The sequence below is a fragment of the Peptoanaerobacter stomatis genome (assembly GCF_000238095.2).
In the GTDB taxonomy this organism is placed as follows: domain Bacteria; phylum Bacillota; class Clostridia; order Peptostreptococcales; family Filifactoraceae; genus Peptoanaerobacter; species Peptoanaerobacter stomatis_A.
Window position 1 is genome coordinate 461,688 of record NZ_JH815225.1, and the last position, 23,824, is coordinate 485,511.

Annotated in this window: 18 protein-coding genes; 1 reads left to right on the forward strand and 17 read right to left on the reverse strand. The window is 28.7% G+C overall.

Translation table 11 applies throughout. The annotated features are described in order from the left end of the window. Positions 1 to 56: 56 nt before the first annotated feature. A complete protein-coding gene (locus tag HMPREF9630_RS01985) occupies positions 57 to 1,718 on the reverse strand; it encodes a ribonuclease J (RefSeq protein WP_009526868.1) in 1,662 nt (553 codons plus the stop codon). Between the two features lie 493 nt (positions 1,719 to 2,211). Between HMPREF9630_RS01985 and HMPREF9630_RS01990 the strand changes: the two genes are divergently transcribed. Next, positions 2,212 to 2,955 carry a metal-dependent hydrolase gene (locus tag HMPREF9630_RS01990; protein WP_009526869.1) on the forward strand — a complete coding sequence of 248 codons (744 nt, stop codon included), beginning with the start codon at positions 2,212 to 2,214 and terminating at the stop codon, positions 2,953 to 2,955. A gap of 338 nt (positions 2,956 to 3,293) precedes the next feature. Here the strand turns inward: HMPREF9630_RS01990 and HMPREF9630_RS01995 are convergent, their stop codons facing one another. From HMPREF9630_RS01995 to cobJ, 16 genes are all read right to left on the reverse strand, one after another. Beyond that, positions 3,294 to 8,828 carry an FMN-binding protein gene (locus tag HMPREF9630_RS01995; protein WP_009526870.1) on the reverse strand — a complete coding sequence of 1,845 codons (5,535 nt, stop codon included), beginning with the start codon at positions 8,826 to 8,828 and terminating at the stop codon, positions 3,294 to 3,296. Between the two features lie 670 nt (positions 8,829 to 9,498). Then, on the reverse strand, positions 9,499 to 10,056 hold the full coding sequence (locus HMPREF9630_RS02000) for a hypothetical protein (protein ID WP_009526871.1): 558 nt from the start codon (positions 10,054 to 10,056) through the stop codon (positions 9,499 to 9,501). 2 nt (positions 10,057 to 10,058) lie between these two features. Continuing rightward, positions 10,059 to 11,045, reverse strand: a complete 987-nt coding sequence (floA, locus tag HMPREF9630_RS02005; protein WP_009526262.1) for a flotillin-like protein FloA — start codon at positions 11,043 to 11,045, stop codon at positions 10,059 to 10,061. A 409-nt stretch (positions 11,046 to 11,454) separates the two neighbouring features. Beyond that, positions 11,455 to 11,925: an NfeD family protein gene (locus HMPREF9630_RS02010; protein ID WP_040465174.1), complete on the reverse strand. Its 471-nt coding sequence runs from the start codon at positions 11,923 to 11,925 to the stop codon at positions 11,455 to 11,457. Positions 11,926 to 12,173: 248 nt separating this feature from the next. Further along, positions 12,174 to 12,761 (reverse strand): hypothetical protein, encoded by a 588-nt coding sequence (locus HMPREF9630_RS02015; protein ID WP_009526873.1) that lies wholly within the window; start codon positions 12,759 to 12,761, stop codon positions 12,174 to 12,176. Between the two features lie 171 nt (positions 12,762 to 12,932). Next, positions 12,933 to 13,517, reverse strand: a complete 585-nt coding sequence (locus tag HMPREF9630_RS02020) for a DUF4342 domain-containing protein (RefSeq protein WP_009526874.1) — start codon at positions 13,515 to 13,517, stop codon at positions 12,933 to 12,935. Next, a complete protein-coding gene (recO, locus tag HMPREF9630_RS02025) occupies positions 13,495 to 14,271 on the reverse strand; it encodes a DNA repair protein RecO (RefSeq protein WP_009526875.1) in 777 nt (258 codons plus the stop codon). Before recO ends, HMPREF9630_RS02020 begins: the two co-directional genes overlap by 23 nt. 70 nt (positions 14,272 to 14,341) lie before the next feature. Continuing rightward, positions 14,342 to 15,463: a tRNA guanosine(34) transglycosylase Tgt gene (tgt, locus tag HMPREF9630_RS02030; RefSeq protein WP_009526876.1), complete on the reverse strand. Its 1,122-nt coding sequence runs from the start codon at positions 15,461 to 15,463 to the stop codon at positions 14,342 to 14,344. A gap of 250 nt (positions 15,464 to 15,713) precedes the next feature. Further along, positions 15,714 to 16,739 (reverse strand): tRNA preQ1(34) S-adenosylmethionine ribosyltransferase-isomerase QueA, encoded by a 1,026-nt coding sequence (gene queA / locus HMPREF9630_RS02035; protein ID WP_009526877.1) that lies wholly within the window; start codon positions 16,737 to 16,739, stop codon positions 15,714 to 15,716. 23 nt (positions 16,740 to 16,762) lie between these two features. After that, a complete protein-coding gene (locus HMPREF9630_RS02040) occupies positions 16,763 to 18,250 on the reverse strand; it encodes a SpoIID/LytB domain-containing protein (protein ID WP_009526878.1) in 1,488 nt (495 codons plus the stop codon). Between the two features lies 1 nt (position 18,251). Then, positions 18,252 to 19,262 carry a Holliday junction branch migration DNA helicase RuvB gene (ruvB, locus tag HMPREF9630_RS02045; RefSeq protein ID WP_009526879.1) on the reverse strand — a complete coding sequence of 337 codons (1,011 nt, stop codon included), beginning with the start codon at positions 19,260 to 19,262 and terminating at the stop codon, positions 18,252 to 18,254. A 169-nt stretch (positions 19,263 to 19,431) separates the two neighbouring features. Continuing rightward, positions 19,432 to 20,040, reverse strand: coding sequence for a Holliday junction branch migration protein RuvA (gene ruvA, locus HMPREF9630_RS02050; protein ID WP_009526880.1), 609 nt, complete (start codon positions 20,038 to 20,040; stop codon positions 19,432 to 19,434). 450 nt (positions 20,041 to 20,490) lie between these two features. Next, on the reverse strand, positions 20,491 to 20,982 hold the full coding sequence (gene ruvC, locus HMPREF9630_RS02055) for a crossover junction endodeoxyribonuclease RuvC (RefSeq protein ID WP_009526272.1): 492 nt from the start codon (positions 20,980 to 20,982) through the stop codon (positions 20,491 to 20,493). Next, the gene (locus tag HMPREF9630_RS10260; protein WP_009526881.1) at positions 20,979 to 22,067 is read right to left on the reverse strand and encodes a pyridoxal phosphate-dependent aminotransferase; all 1,089 of its coding nucleotides are present in this window, start codon (positions 22,065 to 22,067) and stop codon (positions 20,979 to 20,981) included. Before HMPREF9630_RS10260 ends, ruvC begins: the two co-directional genes overlap by 4 nt. Before the next feature lie 3 nt (positions 22,068 to 22,070). Then, positions 22,071 to 22,838: a precorrin-6A reductase gene (gene cobK / locus HMPREF9630_RS10265; protein WP_009526882.1), complete on the reverse strand. Its 768-nt coding sequence runs from the start codon at positions 22,836 to 22,838 to the stop codon at positions 22,071 to 22,073. A 47-nt stretch (positions 22,839 to 22,885) separates the two neighbouring features. Beyond that, positions 22,886 to 23,626 (reverse strand): precorrin-3B C(17)-methyltransferase, encoded by a 741-nt coding sequence (cobJ, locus tag HMPREF9630_RS02070; RefSeq protein ID WP_009526883.1) that lies wholly within the window; start codon positions 23,624 to 23,626, stop codon positions 22,886 to 22,888. Positions 23,627 to 23,824 lie beyond the last annotated feature (198 nt).

Genomic DNA, 23,824 nt, shown 5'->3' on the forward strand with positions numbered 1-23,824 from the left:
TTATACAATACAATATCTACAAGCTATATATGAAATTATAACTTGTAGATAATAAATTACTCTATTATTATAGGCAATATCATTGGATTTCTCTTAGTTTTTTCAAACAAGAAATATTTCAAGTTATCTCTGACAGCATTTTTTATAAAACTCCATTGTCCGAGGTCTTTTTGATTGAATTGTGTAACGCTTTGAAGAACTATCTCTTTTATTTCATCTATTAAATCTTCTGATTCTCTTACATATACAAATCCTCTTGATATTATCTCTATTTTTTCAGATAATTTTTCTATATCTCTAATAGGTAAAACAACTATGATAAGTCCGTCTTCTGAAAGATGCTTTCTATCTCTTAAAACTATATTTCCTACATCTCCGACACCAAGTCCGTCTACAAGAATATTCCCTGATTGAACCTTTGAAGCAATTTTCGCCTCATTTTTATCTATTTCAAGCACATCACCATTAGATAATAAAAACGCGTTATCTTCCTCAACACCCATTTTTATCGACATATCTCTATGTTGTATAAGATGCCTTCTCTCTCCGTGTATAGGTATGAAATACTTAGGTTTTACAAGACTTAGCATCAATTTTAATTCTTCTTGCCTTGCATGACCTGAAACGTGTATTTCAGAGATTGTATCATAAATTACTTTTGCTCCTCGTTCAAAAAGTTCATTTATAACTTTTGAAACCAGTTTTTCATTTCCAGGTATCGGATGAGCTGAGAATACAACAACATCACCTTTTCTTATCTCTATTTGTCTATGCTCCATTTTTGCCATCCTTGTAAGCGCAGACAACGGTTCTCCTTGTGAGCCTGTAGTTATTATTACAAGTTCATTATCCTCATATTTATTTATATCTCTCAACTCTATATATGTGTTTTCAGGAATTTTTAAATATCCAAGTTCCGATGCAACGGCAAGAATATTAGCCATAGAACGTCCTGAAACGGCAACTTTTCTATGATTTTTGTATGCAGCATCTATTATTTGTTGTAATCTATGAACATTTGATGCAAAAGTTGCTATGAATATCCTATTGTTTTCTACTGACGAAAATATTTGTGTAAGTGTAGTACCTACTGATGATTCCGACTCTGTATAACCAGGACGTTCAACATTTGTACTTTCTCCAAGCATCAACAATACACCTTTTTGTCCAATATCAGCTATCTTATTGAGATCTGTTCTGACATTATCTATAGGTGTAAAATCTATCTTAAAATCTCCTGTATGAAAAATCGTACCCGCATCTGTATGAAGTGCTATTGAGCAAGAATCAGGTATAGAATGGTTCACTCTTATAAATTCTGCTGTAAAAACTCCTAAATTTATCTTTTGATTAGGTTGTATAACATTTAAATCAACACCTGTTATTGCATTTTCTTTCAGTTTTAACTCTATAAGCCCCATAGTAAACGGCAAAGTATATATAGGTATATTTAATTTTTTCAAAAAATACGGTATAGCTCCTATATGATCTTCATGGCCGTGTGTTACAAGCATAGCCTTTATCTTATCTTTATTTTTTATCAGATGAGTTATGTCAGGTATTACGATATCTATACCAAGCATCTCATCTTCAGGAAATATAAGACCACAGTCTATTATTATCATTTCATTTTTATATTCTATTACCGTCATATTTTTGCCTATCTCATTTAGTCCTCCCAATAGATAAGCTTTTATTTTTGAACTTTTTTTTGGCATAATCAGCACATTTTTAATATATTATATTTAGCTTAAAAATATCTTAATCCAATAAATATATCAAAACATTCTCCTTTCATTTTTTATTATTTTATCATTATCGAATTTATTATTTTACAGAAAATATTTTAATTTATAAAAAATACATTTATAAATCAACAGATTCAAAACAATACACAAATATAGCTTTTTATAGTATAATACAATAGTCTATGCAAACCACATAAAAAAAACAACTCAATTTTTACAAAATGTGCCCATATATGAACAAAGGATAAATTGCCATATATTTATAAACCATAACTGAGTCTTAAGGTTGAAGACAAACGGATATGCGATTTTAAATAGACAACTTATAATAATTTAATTATATGTATAAAAAATATCTACAAATTAATATCTAATGCTTTAATTTATAAAAGTATATTTTCTACACTTAAAATTAATCTACTATATATAAACCAAAATCTTTATAATAGCAAAGGAGATTGTTATGAAAGGAAATACCCATATGGTGATAGGAATTTCCACATATGCAAATTACATAATGTTAACAGGTAAAAAATTCGACATATTAGATATACCTATATGCTTGGCCTTTAGCGTTCTGCCTGACATAGATACTGAGAGTTCCAAAATATCATCAAAATTACGCAAACTACCGTTAAAAATCATAATATCATCGCTATTTTTAATATTTATCAGTATTATACTTTATTTCACGCTCATAAAAAAAATACTGCCACTATATTGTATTGCTTTATTTCCGATAATGATACTTTTTTTAAAATTCTTTTCTAAAAATAAAATCCTAAAAAAAATATCATTAAGCATAGCATTTTTAATAATCTATTATATTCTTCTAAAATATACAAAGCTCGGCTTTACAAAAAATATATTGCTGTTCTTTGCAATACTGCCATATTTTGAGCACAGAGGATTTTCTCACAGCATAAATAGCTTGTTATTACTTGCAATTATACTGTTTCCCATATATGTAATAGATAATACCAAACAATATTATGTGACTGCTCTGCTGTCTTACTTTTCACATTTATTCTTCGGAGATATATTCACCAAAAAAGGCATAAAAATATTTTATCCTTTTTCAAAAAAAAATTATTCGTTAAATGTATTTAAAAACAAAAAAATATATAACAATCTTGATATACCCTTTATAATAGTATTTTTAACAATAACTTTTTTAATATATATAAAATTATATAAAAAAATGTAATTTTATTCAAACTTTTATGTCTTCTCAAATAAAAAATTATCTATAATATTATTTTCTCAATAATTATAATATTTTGTATAAACTATTGCAATAAGATAAAATAAAATTATTTTTAAATATTTATAATATAGCAATTAATCTTAACTATACAAAATCTTACAGATTATCTAATCATTCAATATTATAATAAACCTATATTAATATTTTAAGGCTCTAAATCAAATTTGACTTAGAGCCTTTTTTGTATTTATATAGTTATTTGATTAATATTAAATATAAAAATATATATTTTTATTAAAATTATAAATATCTTTAGTATATTCAATATATTATAAAATTTACTTCAATGTAAATAAATATATAGGTAATCTGTTTTTTCCATCTTCATAATATACTTTTTTGCATAATATGTCTAATTCTATTCTCTTATTACTGCTTATAGGCAGATCCTTTACTTGTGTACCGTTAGATACTTCTTCTTCAGTATCTTTCTTTACTACACTGAAACCGAAATATTTAAAATCTTTATATAACAAACCAGCTATAGAATTATCCTCAAGATCGGTTGTAGAGTATTCTCCATTATCCAATATCTTTGGTATATATGCATTTACACTTATCACATCAAGTTCAATCTTATCACTTTTATCATACTGCTTTTTAGGCATACGGTTTACTATAAATCTGAAAACAGGAAGCTCTTTTACCTTTACTCTTACTGTTATTTCATTTGAAACACTGTCGTCTTTGAACTTTAATTTTATCTTTGTAGTAGTGTTTCCAAGTTGTGTTAAATCAGGCTCACTTACTTTTTCTACAGTTACTTCACCGTATTTATTTTCTATTTCTTTAAGTGCTATCTTTAGTGATGAATCAAAGCCTTTTTTACTGTATATTTCTAAACTTTGGAATTTAGGATCATTCGGTTTTACTAAAGTTTCCACTTCTATGCCGTCAGTTGCATAAGATGACTTGTTAAAGCTTTCTGCGAGTTTTTCCAATTCAAGTCCTTTTATTTGAGGCACTTTCTTTTGTTCTTCGTCTTGAGAAATTACGCCAAGTTCTCTAAATACGGATAAGTCTATTTTGCCGTCTGTAAGTGCGTCTTTTACAGGACTTCCTTGTTTTACTTCTTCATTAGTGCCTGTTTTTACCACCTTGAGTCCGAAATATTTAAAGTCTTTATACGGTACAAACATAGCCGCTCCGCTATCTGTCCATTTGTTAGACTGATCTCTTACAGTAGAAACCGATACAAATCCTCTAAGACCGTCAAAGTTAAATGTATCGTCTATACTATAGCTTTTTTTCATATTTGGCAACGGTCTTAATTTAAAATATACTACTGGTATAGGAGTTACGTTAACAGGTACATCCATGTCAAGACTTGTATTATCATTAAATTTAAGTTTAATCTTTCCTGTTGTTTGTCCTATTACCTTTCTGCTCGGCTCTTCCAATATTTCAACTTCTATATTTCCGTAGACATTATAGGCATCATCAGTTTTTAATTTTAATTCTTTTTTGATATTACCCTTGCTAAATTCACCTAATTCCATAGCCTTTTTTATAGCACCTTTATTAAGAGTAGGCGAAGCATTTAATATATTTTCATCAAGTTCTATAACTACATCAATAGACAAAGAGTTTTCTTTTTGTTCGAATTTTCCTGCCAAACCTTGTGCGGCTTCCTTTACTGTTACAGGAATTGTCATATCTTTTATACTGTTGTCACTAAATGTAAGTCTTACTTGTACATCGCTGTTTCCTACAGTTGCAGTATTCGGTTGTCTTGTAATTTCCACTTGTGTATTAAATGGCAGATTCGGCAAAGCTTTTTTAACTCTGTCTACACTAAGCTGAGTGTTAGTTGTTACCGTTATCGTATACGGTGTTTCGTTATATTGCTGTGCAAGTGTAGAATGACCCTCTTCTTTTACGTTTATAATAAGTGTATAGTCTTTTGAACTGTAATCTTTGAAATCTACACTTACTTCAAGTTTCTTGTTATCTCCTGCAGTTACTGTAAGCTCTTGTGCTTTTTGTTCATCAAAATTTATTTTAGAATCTTGCGGTAAATTATCGAATGCTCCTTTTAATATTTCTTCTGTCAACATAGTACCTGTAGTTACCGTTATAGGATGCGGAGCATTTTTATAAGTTTCAGCAAGCTTAGGTGCAGTTGAATCATCTTTTAGGAAAATTCTGAAATATTTTGAATTTTTCTCGTCTATCTTCAATGCTGTACCGTTTGCATCTTTAAGCGAGCTTTCATCTATGAAAATTCTATAGTCTTGTTTAGGTTTTTGCGGATAAATAAACTTGTCCGAAGCGCCTGACGGACGTGTAGTAAATATTACCTCTTCATTATTGTCGGTTCTTTTTGCAACTATTCTAAACTCCAATTCTTTATGAAGCAAATCATGAGCTTTCGAATAAGAAATAGTCAGGCGTTGTGCATCATTTACTTCACCGTTAGTCATAGTATTGTCGAAACCTTTTGTATCGATCCATTCATTTGAATCCTTAGCCTTAACTTGGAATTTTTCAACATTGCATAATACTCCGCCTTTTAAGACTGTCATTTTTTTCAATAATTTAACACTGTTACTTTTTTCATGAACAACTTTCAAATTGACTACGCTTAGTGTGGAAACTCCGAAGTTTTCTTTGCTTAATATAGTACCGTTTTTGATTTCTTTGTCCGTATCTCTGTCAAGCACTTTAAGTCCGTTCGCTTCAAACTGAGAATATGGTACTGTTTTTATTGTTGAATCCTTTTGATAAAAGTCGACTTTAAGATCGCTAAGATCTATAGGCGTACCTTCTGTGAATTTTTCTTTATATCCGTCTTTTATTCTCATATCATAAAAACTTATACTATCATCAGCTTTTTTAAGTGCATTGGAGATAGCCTGTGATGTTCCTATAGCTGTAAATGTAGCCCCGGATATTGCATCATATTCTGCCTTACCATATCCAAGATCTTCGACTGCATATGTTCTGAGTAATGACATCAATTTGTTGTTTATATTATGTTCATCACCTTTTTGCAATTTTAGATTATAAGAACCGAATTCATGTTTACCTACTATCTTGTCGAAATTAGCATTATATCCTGCTATATCAGTTGCCCCTACACCTTTACGCACCAATCTGTAAACATCTCTCAATGTTCCGAGACGATAGGCTAAGGCATTCGGATTTTGATTTTTCTTAACCAAGTTATTTACGATGTCAAATCTCATAGCATAAGCTTCACCGTCATCTATCTTGGCTTTTTGACCTGGTTTCCATTCTGTATCAACCTTAGTGAGTTCTTCTTCTACAAGGGATATATCTGTTATCTTTCCGTCTGATACCGTAACTTTTACAGGTATCGGTTTTCTTTCTACAAATCCGAATCCGTCTCCATAGTATACTCCGTCTTTGTATGTCTTGTTATCTAACTGTTTTACCTCTTCTTTTGTTAAAAATTTAAATGTCCCGAATACATTTTTGCTTGATCCGCTTTGTATTTTACTTGGATCTTCTATTTCCAATTCAAATTTGTCTTTTTTGTATTCTGATTTTCCTTGACTATATTCTCCAACTGTTTTCGGGAGTTCTATATGTCCTATATTGCTTTCTTTTGTTACTTTTATTTTAGATGCTATTGTTTTTATATCCAATTTTCCTACATTTGCATCTATTTTCGTTTCTTTTTCACTATCTAAACTCTGCGGTAATTCTACCGTTTCTATTTTAGTATTTCCTACTGTTTGTATTATAGCCGGTGTTCGTACTTCTACTTTTTTCTCTATTTGTGAGTTTTCTTCTACTACTAATCTTACTCTTTGCCCTTCAGCTTTTTCAATTTGTACTATTCCTTCAACTGTTACTTTTTTAAGGTGAATACTGTTCTCTCCTCCACCTTGTATTTTTAAATCACCTTTTATCATCACATTTTCAAGCGTAACATTTCCATCTCCTACTTGCTTGTCTATAATCACATCTTTATTTACTGTGATATTTTTTATTGTTATGTCGGATGCTGTTACTTTAGCGGAAAATATTGTTTTTCCATTACCATTATAGTTTTGACTTATTATTTTTGTTCTGGCATTTTCAAGAGCATTTACAACTGCATTTATCACACCTCTTGATGAGTATGTAGCTCCTGATATCGTGTCTACTTTTGTTGATTGATTGTCTATTATGCTTTTTATAAGTTTTTCTTCTTTTTCTTTTGTAAGATATCCTTTGTCATCTCCATTTGTTACTTCTATTTTTGTTATCTTTCCTGCGCTTACTGTTACTTTTACTTTTATTGAGTTTGGATAATATCCGCTTGCTATCCCTTCGTATTCTCCGTCTTTTAGGTCTGTAAAGTCTGTTTCTTGTTTTGTTCCTGCTGAACCACTTCCTCCTGCTGAACTTGCTCCTCCTCCTATATTCTTTATTGCATATTCTGATTGTCCTGGTTTTGTTGTCTTTCCTTTGGCTTGTTCTAATGCGTCTTTTGTTGCGTTTATTATTCCGTTACTGCTGTATGTTGCTCCGCTTATTACTTCTACTTCTGCTTTTTGTTTTCTTTTTATGTCTTGTATTATGTTCTTGGCTGAGTCCATATAGCTTGTGTCGTCTGAGTGGCTTATTACTTCTACTTGTTCTATTTTTTTGTCTTTTATTGTTACTTTTACTTTTACTGTCCCTGAAAATCCGTTTGCTTCTCCTATATATTCTCCGTCTTTGTATTCTTCTTGTGCTTTTGTTTCTTCTTTTTTGTTTTCTGCTTTTCCTAATGCGTCTTGTACTGCGTACATTATTCCTTTACTTGATATTGTGGCTCCTGCACTTACATCTACTTGGATGTCTTGTTTTTCTATTATTCTGTCTATTACTTTTTTTGCTTGGTTCCAGTATATTTGGTCTTCTTTTTGCTCTATTACTTCTATTTTTGATATTTTTCCTTTTTCTATTGTTACTTTTACTTTTATGTCGCTTGCGTATCCTTTTGCTTTTCCTTCGTATTGTCCGTCTTTGTATTTTTGTTGTTCTTGTTTGTTTTCTTGTTTATTTTCTTCTTTGTCTTGTATTATTTGTAATTCACTGCTGTTGTTTTGTATCTTGCCTTTTATTTGTACGTTTTGTAATTGTATTTTCCCTTTTGCTTGTTTGTCTATTATCAGGTCTTGTATTTGGGTGTCTTTTATTGTTATGTCTCCTGTTAGTATTGTTAAATTGTTTATTTGTCCTAAGTTGTATTCTCCTTTGAAGCTTAGTGTTCTGTTGTTTTGTTTGTAGGCTTCTATTAGGGTTATTGCTTCTGCTCTTGTCATTTTGTTTGTTGGGTTTATTTGGTTTTGATATCCTGCTATATATCCGTTTTCTATCATGTTTTGTACTGATTGTTTTGCCCAACTTGATGTTTTTTCTATGTCTTTTATTTGATTTTTGTCTATTTGGCTTTGGCTTTTTGGGTTTGCTATTTTGTTTATTATTGTCATTACTTCTTGTCTTGTTATGTTGCTACCTGGTGATATTGTATCTTTGCTTGTTCCGCTTATATAGCCTTGTTCTATTGCTGTCATTATTTGTGTATAGTACCAGTCTGTTTGTTTTATGTCTTTGTATGTTTTTATTTTGTCTCCTGTTTTGTTGTAGCCTAATGCTTTGTTTATCAGTGTTATGAATTCTGCTCTTGTTATGTTGTTGTCGGGGTTTATCTTCCCGTTTTTATCTCCTTTTAGGAGTCCTTCTTGTTGCCATTTTGTTATTGTTTGTTTTGCCCAGTGGTTTTCTATGTCGCCTTGTGCTTGTGATAACGATACGTTTATACTCGTGAGTGTCATTATCAGTGATAGCACAAGTGCTATTTTTTTTCTCTTCATTTATCTTCCCTTTCTTTTTAATTTTATTATTTAGAACTTTATAAAAAATAGTGCTTAAAAAAATGAAAAAACATATAAATAAAATTGATACTAAATTAGAACAGTTTTCATAGATTACTATTTAGAAAAATCCACACAAAATTATCCCAATAATTTATATAAGATTCTATTATTACTTTAATATGAATAAATTATTTTAAATCTTAAAAATTATCAAAAAAATATCATATTTTTTTAGGATTTAAAATCTACAATCATTGCTTTATTAAACAATAATAATATTAATATACTTATACTTAATTATAGGTGAAGAAATTATTCTAATAGAAAATTAACATTAGATATTAAAAGCGTTTTTTATAAATTGACAAAATATTTTACTAACTGCATAAAATAACTTGATAAAATACATCAAACACAATATCGCCTATTATCTTTTGACAATATATATTAACATAAAATGAATAAAATATCAATTGCTTATGTAAATTTTTTTCAAATAAAACGAAAACTATGTAAAAATAAAATCCCCTCTTATATTTATAAATCTTATTCCATAAAAAATAAATATTAATTAAAAATCAAGTTTATAATGTAAAATTATTTAAATGATTTTAAATTATCTATTGGAATAATCATCATAAATCTAAAGAGGGAATAACTTTATAAATTATCTGAGAGATAAAGGTTTTTGAAGTATCTCGCTATATATTATTGCTCTTTCCAAGTCAAAATCAAATTCTTCTTCAATACATTCTTTAGAATAGTCATAATGTTCATATTCAAAAATTTCTTTAATGTTTTCAGCATATTTTTTTACTTTTTTATCATCTTTGTCATAATTATAAATAATATCATCTATTTTTTTGATTATCTCTTGTTGTGATTTATTTATATTTCTTTGTGTTTTTTTATTTTCTAATTTAGCATTTTTTTGTTTATTACTGAAATTCTTTTTATCTTTAGTGTAATTTGATAAAAACTCGGCATATTCTTTTGCTTCTTCTTTCTTACTATTAAAAATACTTTCTACATATTTTATAGTATTTTGCTGTGAATTTTTTCTATTTACATATTCGCCTTGTTTATTATTTTTAATATCTTTTTTGTGTTTGATTTTTTTAGAATTTTTTCTGTTTTTATTCTTAAATGAGGCTATAACACTTAATAATGTAATAACTGAAATTGCTATATTCAGTATAACACTGATTTTAATTGAAGCGTTCATGACTATTTATCCTCTTTTTTTAATGTCGTATGAGAAGACTGTGATATAGATTCTCTCATAGATGTATCTGCCATAATATTTTTCATATTATAGTAATCCATAACTCCTAACTTACCGTTTTCAAATGCTTGTGCTATTGCAAGAGGTACTTTTGATTCTGATTCTACAACTTTCGCTTTCATTTCTACAACTTTTGCTTTCATCTCCTGTTCTTGTGCAATAGCCATAGCTCTTCTTTCTTCCGCCTTTGCTTGTGCAATTTTTTTATCCGCTTCAGCCTGATCTGTCTGTAGTTGTGCACCTATATTTCTACCTACATCGACGTCTGCTATATCTATTGACAATATCTCAAATGCAGTTCCTGAATCAAGTCCTTTTTCAAGTACTGTTTTTGAAATTTTATCCGGATTTTCCAAAACTTCTTTATGTGTTATGGAACTACCTACTGTTGTTACAACACCTTCTCCGACTCTTGCTATGATTGTTTCTTCTCCTGCACCGCCGACAAGTCTTTCAATATTTGCACGTACTGTAACTCTTGCTTTTACTTTTACTTCTATACCGTCTTTTGCTACTGCTGATATTATTGGTGTTTCTATAACTTTCGGGTTAACTGACACTTGTACAGCCTCAAGTACATCTCTACCTGCAAGGTCTATTGCTGCCGCTTGTTCAAATTCCAAATCTATATTTGCTCTTTGTGCCGCTATAAGTGCATCTACAACTCCATTTACATCTCCACCTGCAAGATAGTGCGCTTCAAGTTTATCTATTGATAATTTTAAACCTGCTTTTGTGGCTTTTATCATAGGATCTACTATCCTTGACGGTCTTACTCTACGAAATCTCATACCTATAAGTGTCATTATAGATACATTAACTCCTGAAAACATCGCTGTTATCCATAGTCCTATTGGAAACATATTTAAAAACATAACTATTACTATAAGTGCGATAACAGCAAATATAACTGATATAATATTAGGCATATACCTTCCTCCTCAATTTTTTTATTTTAATAAAATTACCGACTTAAAAATTAAAGTATCTATATTTTTATGCTAAAAATAATAGAATAATTTATCTTCTTCTGTTAGGGTTTATTTGTTAATATTAAAAAGCTTTAAAAAACCATATATAACATAAAATAATGTACATAGAAATTATAATATAGAAATCAAAACTATATGGTATTTCAAACGGAAACATAGTATAAGTAAAATTATGTATACTCAAAGTAAAAAGATTATATATATTTTATTCATTAATTAAATAACTATTAATATTAAATTAAAAATATCTATATTTAATTAGGTAATAGTATTGATTACCTGCTGATTAAATATATTATTATTCCTATTACGATTAAAATTAAAATTATAAATAGCGAGGATACCATTATTCTCCCTCCAATTTTTTTACAATCAGTATATATCCTTTATTTCCAACAACTTTTACTTTCTCATTTTTCTCTATAAATTCACCTTCGCTCATAGCATCATATACATTGTCATCTTTTTTTACTTTTCCTGACGGTCTTAAAAAAGTATCTACTATCATCACTTCTCCAAGGTGTCTATTGTTGTCTTTTGATGATAGAAAACCTTCTTCGTTGTTCAAATTTGTCTTTAAAAATAATGTCTTATACAAACTCCCCTTGGGAATTTTTTTTGCTATTAATGCAAAAATGATAGCAAATATTCCAACAACCACAGCTATTATTGCAATCGCATAATATATGTTAGGAGATACAAAGACTATACCGACTATAAATGCCAAAATACCTGATACTCCAAACACTCCAAACCCAGGTATAAAAGCTTCAATGAGCATTAATGCAACTCCTAAAAATAATAATTTTTCTCCCACTAAAATGCACCCCCTACAATAAAGTCTATAATTAATATACTGCATTTTATTAATCTATATTAAGAATGATATAAAAATATTTTTTTATAAAAATTTTAAGTCAAAAATTAACAAATATAATAAATTTATTATAAGTTTGCTGAATATGCTGTAAATCATTTTATTTAACAAATTTACTATATATTTTTGATTCCATTTTTAAGCTAATTTAATATATAATCAGAAATATAGATAAATATTTAAAATAACTATTTCAAAGAATAATTAATGAGTCTAAAATTACTTTCATTTTGATTTGATTTTTCTATTTGTAATAAAAGCATTTGGTTTTCAGGTATTTTTTCCAATTCTTCTGCTTGCTCTTCTGATATTTCCAATCTGAATGAATTTAAATTATAACTGAATTCAGCTATATTTAAATCTCCAAGTCCTATATATATCCCCATTACTTCTGCTTTGTCCTGTTTTTTTAGAGAGATTATTTTATTATCTTCTACCTCTAATTTTAAAAGAGTTGTTTTATCAAACTCATCTTTTGTTTCTTTAGATATGTAATCACTTAAATCTTTTTCGGATATAGTTTTATCAAAAATTAAACTTGAGTTATCATAAAAATATAGTGCTGTTATTTCTCTTTTTTCAGGCACTTTATCTGTTTTTACAGTATCATTGTTTACTTCTTTGTCTTTATTTTCTGTTTCTTTTTCATCCTTATTTTCTTTATCGTTTTGAGTCTGACTTGTAGTTTGATTGTTATACTCTTTTTCTTGCGAATTATTACAGCCGACTGATGACACTAATACTATAAGCATTATCATTGCAAGTATTTTTTTCATTATATACCTCCATCTATTTTTGTATAAATGCAAAAAAAATATAAGTAATAGCTTAGCTACTACTTATATAATATCATAAATTACTTAATTTTTTATTAAATATTTGTTACTTAATGCAAAAATTCACAATATCTTATTTTAATTTTAAATCAATATAGATAATTGACAAAATTATTTTTCTTCATCTTTTATTTCTTCATCTTCTTTATTATCTTCAGTTTCTTTGTCAGCTTCGTTTATAACTTCATTAGTTATGTCTATTAAATCGTCTTTTTCTTCATTTTTCTTGCTTATATCAACTTTATTTTTAAGTTCCAACAATCTTCTTTGTGTTTCTTCATTTACATCTATTTCGCTACCGTCATCATTTATGACTTTTATTCTGAAATTACCTATATACATTCCAGTTCCTATCACTGCTACTACAGGTATAAGTAATGTTCCTAAAAACAATGACAACACTCCTGCAGACAGAGCTATATTTACAGGTACTTCAAGAACTTTTTTAGCATCTTTTTCGATTATTATTTTTGTAACATTGCCTTTTTGGATTAAATCTTTCAGAGTTTCTATAACTTCATCTTTTTTTAGCATAAAACCATCTGAAACTGATTTTGAAAATCTCGCACTGCTTTGCTCTATATATATTATAGCTTCTACTACATCTCCCTCAGCTTTTTCAAGAGCCTCTTTTGCTTGCGCGTATGATACACCTGTTCTTTCTACAATCTGATCAATTTTTTCTAATGTTATCATTGATTTTTTCCTCCTCTTTTACTATTAAATATGAATTTATATTCAAATTTCCAAAATGAGAACACATATATACTTGTATGAACTTATCTAATTGTTCCAACAAAATATCTGCTATTTTCACATTTAGACTTTTATCTATATCGTTATTATACACATATTTTATGAATCTAATCAAGTTTTTATCAAGTCTGTAAACATTAAGTTTATTATTTTTAACACAATTTTCACAAACTATGCTTCCCTGATATATGTCTATATGTTTCAAAATATCTGTATCAGTAGAATTACAAATGTTACAATTACTTAGATTAGGTGTTATGCCTAAACTTTTAAGCAGTTGCAACTCAAAAATTAGCCTTAACAATTTTAAATTACTATTTCCTTTTTCTATATGCTCAAAAACTTCTATTATCATTGAAAATAATCTTGTGTCCGTTTGATTTTCTTGTTGAGTTTTTTCTATAAGTTCGCATATATAACTTGCAAAATAGTACTTTGACAAATCTTCCGAAAATTTGTAATAGCTCTTTTTTATTTTTGAGTTAAAAAGTTTGGTTCCGCTTTCTCTTAAATCTATTTCCATATCTACATATCCGAATAGCTGAGTACCTGAAAGTAACGGACTTTTTATCCTTTTTGACGAACGTGCAAACATATTTACTTTCCCAAATTTTTTAGTAAATACTGTTATTATCTCATCATATTCTTTATATTTTTGAGTTTTTAATATTACAGCTTCAGTTTCTACATTCATAAATTCTCCGGTAGACTTGTTTACAGAAAAATAATATCATAATATTATTAAAATTATCTTAATAAATAATCTATATTTTGTAATATTTAGCAAAAAAATCTTTTTTATATTGCAAGAGTCTATCTTCTTTTATAGCTGTTCTTATATTTTTCATAAGATTTATTAAAAAATATAGATTGTGATATGTTATAAGTCTTGCGCCAAGTATTTCATTTGCTTTTATAAGATGTCTTATATATGCTCTTGAATAATTGCGACATACATGGCAATCACATTCTTCATCTAATGGCGTAAAATCTTCTTGATATGTTGCATTTCTAACAACCACTTTTCCATTTGAGGTCATAGCTGTGCCGTTTCTTGCAATCCTTGTAGGAAGTACACAGTCAAACATATCTATACCTCTTATAACTCCTTCAAACAAATCGTCAGGACTTCCTACTCCCATTAAATATCTCGGCTTTTCTTTGGGAATTAAATCTACTGTATAATCCAATACTTCATACATTAACGGCTTAGGCTCTCCTACAGATAACCCTCCTATCGAATACCCCAAAAAGTCCATTTCAACAAGTTCATTTGCAGATTCATATCTCAAATCTTGATACATTCCACCTTGTATTATACCAAACAATGCTTGAGTTTCGGGATTTTTATTAGCTATTTGTCCTCTTTTTGCCCATCTTGATGTACGTTTATAAGAATCTTTTATATACTCATAGCTTGCAGGATATGGTGCACATTCATCAAATGACATCATTATATCAGAGCCGAGATTGTTTTGTATAGCTATAGACTCTTCCGGCCCCATAAAATGCTTTGAACCGTCTAAATGTGAACGAAAATATACTCCTTCTTCCTTTATTTTTCTCAAATCTCCAAGTGAAAATACTTGAAAACCGCCACTATCAGTAAGTATTGATCTGTCCCAATTCATAAATTTATGCAAACCGCCGGCTTTTTTCACAATCAAATCACTTGGTCTTAAATATAAATGATAAGTATTGGATAATATTATTTGTGCATTTATTTCTTTCAATTCATCTACTGACATTGATTTTACTGTAGCATTTGTGCCTACAGGCATAAATACCGGCGTTTCAAACTCATTGTGTAATGTTTTTAATTTTCCGTATCTCGCTTTGCTGTGAGTACAATTTTTTATAACTTCAAATTCTAAAGGTTTTTGCATTTTAAGCCTTTCTAATCATTTTATACTAATATTTATAAGATTAATTTATACAAATAATATTTATGTGTTTTTCTTATACTATTATCTATTTTAAATTACAATCTGAAAGTAATTTGGTTTATCTTATACTATTGCCAATTTGAAATGCCATACAATTTTGATTTCTATATAATATATTTTTATCTGAATATTTATTGCATTATTTCATATTATATATGGTTTTTTAAAAGATTTTTAGTATTAATATCTTTTATTGTATAAACATAGCGTCTCCAAAACTGAAAAATCTATATTTTTCTTTTACAGCCTCCGCATATGCTCTAAATACATTGTCTTTTCCTGCAAATGCACTTATCATCATTATTAAAGTTGACTTTGGTAAATGAAAGTTCGTTATTACAGAGTCTACAAACTTAAAATCATATGGAGGATATATAAATATATTAGTATCATCTTGAGTTTTTTCTATATATCCATAACCATTTGCTGAAGATTCTAAAGTTCTAACTGTTGTTGTGCCTACTGCTATTATTCTCTTACCAGATTTTTTTGCATCATTAAGTCTATTTTTCGTTTCTTCAGATATATTATAGTATTCGCTGTGCATTTGATGTTCTTCCAAATTGTCACTTTTCACAGGTCTAAATGTCCCAAGCCCAACATGCAAAGTGATATATTCTACTTGAACACCTTTATTTTTCAAACTCTCTATCAGATCTTTTGTAAAATGTAATCCCGCTGTAGGTGCGGCTGATGAACCGTTTATCTTGGAATACACTGTTTGATATCTTTCTTTATCGCTCAATTTTTCTTTAATATATGGTGGCAGAGGCATAAATCCGTATTTAGAAATTATATCCTCGAAAACACCATTATATGAAATTTCTACTATCCTTATTCCCTCATCGTACTCTTGCAATACATCAGCTGTCATCTCACCATTGCCAAAATATATCTGAGTGCCTATTTTTACTCTTTTTGCAGGTTTTACCAATATCTGCCATTTGTTAAGCTCTATTCTTTTTAATAACAATATTTCTATATTTGCATTTGTATCCTTTTTCTTTCCAAACAGTCTTGCCGGTAGAACTCTCGTATTATTAAATACAAGTACATCATCTTTTCCCACATAATCTATTATATTTTTAAATATCTTATGCTGTACATTACCTGTATTTCTATCCAACACCATAAGCCTTGATGCACTTCTGTCCTCAAGAGGGACTTGAGCAATCAACTCTTCAGGCAAATCATAATAAAAATCATTTGTTTTCAATTAAAATTCTTCCTTTTGTATATTTATTTAATTTGTTCCAGTTTTACACCAGGATAATAAAACTCCAATATTTGTGTATAATTATAACCTTTATCCGCCATAGACTTTGCTCCGTATTGACTCATTCCTATACCATGACCATAACCGCTACCGGAAAAATTATATGTGCCTGATGAATTTGTCATAGCAAATTTTAGACTTTTTAATTTTGAGCTTCCAAATAATCCTCTTATCTCATCTTTTTTTAGAGTTTGACTTAAAATACTTCCGTTAAAAGTCATCTTTATCACATAGCCCTGAGAAGTTATATCATCTATTGTAACATTTTGCAATGTTCCTATATATTTACCTCTTTTTTTGAAGATATTTTCTATTTCTGATGATGTAACAGAAAAACTCCAATTATCATATGGATTACCTATTGAATATGGATCATCTTGTGCTATGAGATAAGGTATTTTACTGAGCCATATATTTTGACTGCTTTCAGTTTTTCCACCTGAACTTGCATTATATATCAGTTCTGCAATTTTACCTTCATAATAACCTACAATCCCTTTTGTTTCGTTCACAGCTTTTGTAGTATTGTCAGTTTCTGCTGAAAATCCGCCATACGCTTGACTTCTTGTATCATCTGTAAGATTAAAGCCATATTTTGAAAACTTATTATAGTTGCTATATGCAAAGCTTCTCGCCGCTATAGCCTGTGCTTTCAATGCTTCTAAATTCCAAGAAGATACCATTTCTTTTGAAACAACTCCTAACAAATAGTCTTCTACATAAAGATAATTTATAACTGCAAGCATTGAATTATTGTTTATAAATTTTAATCCGCCTCTATATTTCTTGTCAAAAACTTCTATCGGAGATGAATCATTTGAAATAAAATATATATCGCTTTTTGGAGGTATTGTTATTATTAGATTACTTTTTGAATCATAAATACCTACAGCATCTTTTATTTGAGTTGAATACTTATTTGCCAAACTCGCATTTTTAAACTTATCCACGCTTTCCGCAAATATAAAATCAGAAGAACTCTCTGTATCTGAATTTTCATCCACATATACAAATTGCAGAGGTTTTGCAGTAAATATTTTATCTGTGCTTATTAATTTTGTGCTTACATCATTTGAAATTGACAATCCATTTGATTTAAATTTTAATTCTTTTACACTTGTCTTGTCAAATTTAAGTCCTATAGCTATTTTTTTTGAACTTACTTGTATATCCTTAGTATCTTTTACTTCAATATTATTTACTTGAATATCTTTTGCTTCAACATCTTTTACTTGAATGTCATTTGCTTGTGTATCTTTTGCCTTAATATTTTTCAATTTTACATCTTTTATTTCGTTTGACTGCAAACTTTTATCAAAAATCGGTGATTCTTTCACTTGAACCTCTTGATCAAAAATCAGCAAATCTTCTGCATAAACATGATTGATATTAAAAATTGCAAACGCAAAAAACATTACTTCCACAATAAAAAACAACTTTAAGTTTTTCATATTATTTTCCTCTTTTAGATATTTTGAAGTGTTCATAAACTTTATCTGAAACAATTCTTCCTCTCGGTGTTCTTATCAAAAATCCATTTTGTATCAAAAACGGCTCACATACATCTTCTATTGTTTCCTTATCTTCGCCTACTGATGCAGATATAGTATCAATACCTACAGGTCCTCCATCGAAATTTTGTATCATAGCTTTTAATATCCTTGTATCCATTGTATCAAGTCCCAATGAATCTATACCGAGCATATGAAGTGCCTCATCTGCTATTTTAGTTGTTATTACACCATCTCCCAATACTTGTGCATAATCTCTTACTCTTTTTAAAAGCCTGTTAGCTATTCTTGGAGTACCCCTTGAACGTTTGGCAATTTCAATACCGGCATCTTTTTTTATAGGGATATTTAATATATTTGCTGAACGAAGTATTATTTTCAGCAAATCTTCAGTATCATAAAGTTCAAGATTAAGTATAACACCAAATCTGTCTCTAAGTGGAGATGTGAGCATACCTGATCTTGTTGTTGCACCTATTAGAGTAAATTTAGGTATATCAAGCCTTATAGAACGTGCTGACGGTCCTTTACCTATTATTATATCTATACAATAATCCTCCATCGCAGGATATAGTACTTCTTCAACAGAACGATTTACTCTATGTATCTCGTCTATAAAAAGCACATCTCCTTGCTGAAGATTTGTGAGCAGTGCTGCAAGATCTCCTGCTCTTTCTATCGCCGGTCCTGACGTTATTTTTATATTTGAATTCATCTCATTTGCTATTATATGTGATAGTGTAGTTTTACCAAGCCCCGGTGGTCCATATAACAAGACATGATCGAGCGATTCACTTCTTGACTTTGCCGCTTTTATAAATATATCAAGCTGATTTACCACTTTTTTTTGCCCAATATATTCGCCTAAAGTCTTCGGTCTTAAATCAAGCTCATTTTCATCTTCTTTTTTATAAGACGAATTTATTATTCTGTCATCTATATTTTCTATCATACATCACCTCTTGTTACAAGCTAATATCTTTATAATAACTCATTTCACAACTTAATTCAGCTTGTTTAACACCAAAAAAATTTATTATATTTTTTCTTGTCACAATTATCTATTTTTATCATAAATTTTTAATATTGAAATTTTTTCAAGGCTTAAGAGTAAATTTAATCTATTTTTTCAATAAAGAAAGTGCTGTTTTTATTATATCCTGAACATCTTCACTCTGTTTTATATCATAAGCCTTTTGAACAGCATTTTGTGATTCTTTAGCTGTAAAGCCCAACATCATCAAAGCCTCTGCCGCTTCATCTGTGACTAAATTATCAATAGATGAAACAGGGTTATTAGGTTTTAATACTACATCATCTGTATTTACAAACATATCTACCTTGTCTTTAAGCTCCAATATCAACCTTTCAGCAGTTTTTTTACCAAGACCGGATATTTTGCTGAGTGATACTATATCGGATGATTTTATAAACTTGGCTACATCACTAGGTGTATATACAGACAGTATAGAGAGCGCAGTTTTAGCACCTATTTTTGAAATACTGATTAACCGCTCAAACATATCTCTTTCCGTTATAGAACTGAAACCTATAAGAGATATAGCGTCTTCTTTAACTACAAGATGTGTATATATGATATTTATTTGATCCAAATTAAGCTCATATGACGTGTTTTGTGAAACAAGCAACTTGTATCCTATATCATTACACTCCACTACAACATATCCGAGCCCTTTTTGCATAACCTTTCCGTTTATATAATCAAGCATAAATACTCCCAAATATTTTTTTAAACAAAATCACTGATAAAATATTATAATATATTTAACAAAAAAAGCAACAACAAAATAATGTGTAATAATCTTGTTGTTTTAGTAATTATAACATTATTATGAATATTTTTAAACAATAAATGAAATTAAAAAACATAAATGTAATAAAGCAATGTATAATATTAAATACTTTTTAAATTATAATATGCTCAAATATATTAAAAAATACCTATATTTACTTATATAATAGTATGATACTAAAGCTCTATAGAAAGATAGTGTTTTGTAAATTTAATAAAATACAACATTATTTACAGATTTATTAATATAAATTATCTATTATTCTATTAGATAACAGCATAAAACTGTATAATATAAAAAATAGACTGTGAGAAATACAAGAAAATTTTGTAAATTTTTACAGTCTATTTTTTATAAATCAACTAATTATGCTCTGAAAATATCACTGTGATTGGAACTGTGACAGTGGCATATTGCAAGCGCCAAACCGTCTGCAACATCATCAGGTTTTGGTATTTCAGGCAAATTAAGTATGATTTTCACCATTTCCTGAATCTGTTTTTTTACTGCTCTGCCGTATCCGACAACACCTTGTTTTACTTGCAATGGAGTGTATTCAAATATAGGTATTCCTTTATTTGAGCACGCTACCATTATGACGCCTCTTGCATGTGCTACATCTATAGCTGTTTTTACATTTTTGTTAAAAAACAGCTCTTCTACAGCAAGGGCATCTATATCATACTTAGCAAGCAGTGTATTTATATCATCATATATAGATTTTATTCTGCTTGACAAATTTATTTTTGCAGGTGTAGTTATAGCTCCATAACTTAAAACTTTAAAACTGTTGTTCTTATATTCTATTATTCCATAGCCTACTATAGCTATCCCCGGATCAATTCCTAATATTATCATATTCTACCATTTATAAAATTTTTTATTTGTTTTATTAAATCTTCATTATCATCTTCTTTTAATATACATACTCTAAAATAACGATCATTAAGCCCATCAAAACTACTGCAATCTCTTATGATTATTTTATTTTGCAAAAGATAATCATAAAGATTACTTGCTTTTGTATCTTTATCTTTTATCTCTACAAGTATAAAATTACCATACGTTTTGTAAGGCTTGAAAAAATCTATTTTAGATAATTCTTCAAATATAAAATTTCTTTGCTTTGTTATTCTGTCAAAAGTATCTTTTTGAAAATCAACATCTTCAAACATTTCTTGTCCCATTATATCAGCGAATATGTTTATATCCCAAAGTATATTGTAGTATTTTTCAAAACTTTCTATAACATTCCTGTTTGACGTAATGGCATATCCCAATCTTATTCCAGGGGATGCAAAAAACTTGCTTGTTCCCCTAATTACAAACAGTTTATCATAAAAATCGCATAAACTGTCACAACTATATATATCGGTGTCTGTAAATTCTATATATGTTTCGTCTATTATAAGTGAGCAGTTTGTGCTTTGCAAAATCTGTTTTATTTGCGTATTTGTAAGTATAGTTCCTGTAGGATTATTGGGATTACATATTATAGCTGTATTTATCTCGTTTTTATTTATAAAATCTATAAATTCATCTAAATTTATTTGAAAATTATTTTCCGATTTCAAAAAATACTTTGAAATATTTGAATTTATTTTTAAAAGCTCTTTTTCATATTCTGAATAGGCAGGTGACAAAACTAAGGAATTTTTGGGAGACAGTATTTTTATAAATGAATTTATAAAACTGCTCGCTCCTGAACCCAATAATATATTTTCTGTTTTACATTTACAATAATTTGATATACTGCTTTTTAAATCTTTATATTCAGGATCCGGATAAATAGAAACCTTATCAAGATTATGTGACAGTTTTTCAATAGCCTTTTTACTTGTACCGAAAGGATTTATATTAGAACTGAAATCTCTGAATTCTTCTATATTACAACCAAGTTTTTGTGCAAGTTCAAAAAGATTAGCTCCATGTTTTGATTTCATATATCATTCATCTCCTAAGATTATGTTTTTTATCATAAAGTCAATGTTGTCAAATCTATTTTCATATTTTAATAATGGTCTTTTTATAATTATAACAGATATTTCTGTGTCTATGCAAGATAATACTTTTTCATCAAATCCTCCTTCTTTACCGCTTTGCTTTGTTATCATAACATCTGCATTTATATGTTTTATAGTTTCTATATTCATATTTTTTGTAAACGGTCCTTGCATTGCTATTATATTTTTGGATTTATAGCCTTTATTTTCAAAATAAGCTATTTGCTCACTGCGTGGCAATATTCTTATAAATAGCTCATCAAAATTGGCATCTATATATTTATCTACATCTTTTATACCTGTTGTCAAAAAAACTCTCTTAAAATTAAATTTTTTAGCCAAATTTATTGCATCTATATGATCATCTGCATAATACATCTTATCATACTTTTGTAAAACTTGTATATCCGTTCTTTCATATCTGTAATATTTAATACAAAGTTCATCAGATACTTCCATAGCATTTTTAGATACGTCTTTTGCATAAGGATGAGATACATCTACTATTTTATTTATACAATTATTTTGACAAAACTCTATCATTTGCATTTTATCCATTCTGCCTTTTACCAAAAATTGCTTAAATTTTGCAAATTCTTCGTATCCGTAATCAGTAGCTACGCTTACAATTATATCTTTGTTATTATGCAATAATTCATCACAAACTTTATATGTTTCTACAGTACCGCCTATTACCCATATTCTGCTCATCAATGTTTTTTCCCGTTATTTATAAGATTTATTTTTTATAAAATATTTTATGAGTTTATTTTATCTATATATTTTTTCTCATAGCCTCTTGGAGTTATCATTTTTCCGTTTTTTACATAAGTTGACGAATTTCCTATTATTAGTATAGTGTGCATATCTATATCATCATAATTTATTGACTCTAAAGTGCATATGTTTACTTCCTGTTCTACATCATATGCTTTTTTTACAACCCCTACTACTGTATCTTTGCTTTTATATCTAAGCATTATATCAACAGATTCTTTCAAATGTTCACTTCTTTTTTTACTTTTAGGATTGTATATGGCAATAACAAAATCGCCCATACTTGCAAGCTCTATACGCTTAAAAATAAGTTCAAGAGGTGTCATCAGATCACTTAGAGATATACTGCAATAATCGTGCATTATGGGTGCGCCTAACAAAGAAGATGCAAGTATTGCCGATGTTATTCCAGGAATTACTTTTATTTCTATATCATCCTCTGCCAATTCCATTATTAATCCTGCCATTGCATATATACCACTATCTCCTGAACATATCACGCTCACAGTATTTCCTTTTTTTGCATATTCTATTGCTTTTTTTGAACGCTCTATCTCTTTCATCATAGGACTTTGATATATCTGTTTGTCCTGTATCATATATTGAATCTGAGATATATATTTGTCATATCCTACTATAACATCTGATTTTTTTATTGCATCATAACAGGCAAAGCTCATATTATCTTTATTGCCCGAACCTATACCTACAACATACAGCATACAAAACTCCAATTTTTAACATATTAACTCATTAACAACTAAGTATATAAAGTATTTATAAATAACTCTATGTACTTATTTTGAGCTTAAACTATCACGATTTTTAACACATATTATTAATTACATTTAAAATATAATATTAATAAAGTATTTTTTCTAAAAACAATCAAATCTTTATAATATTACACATATATCATA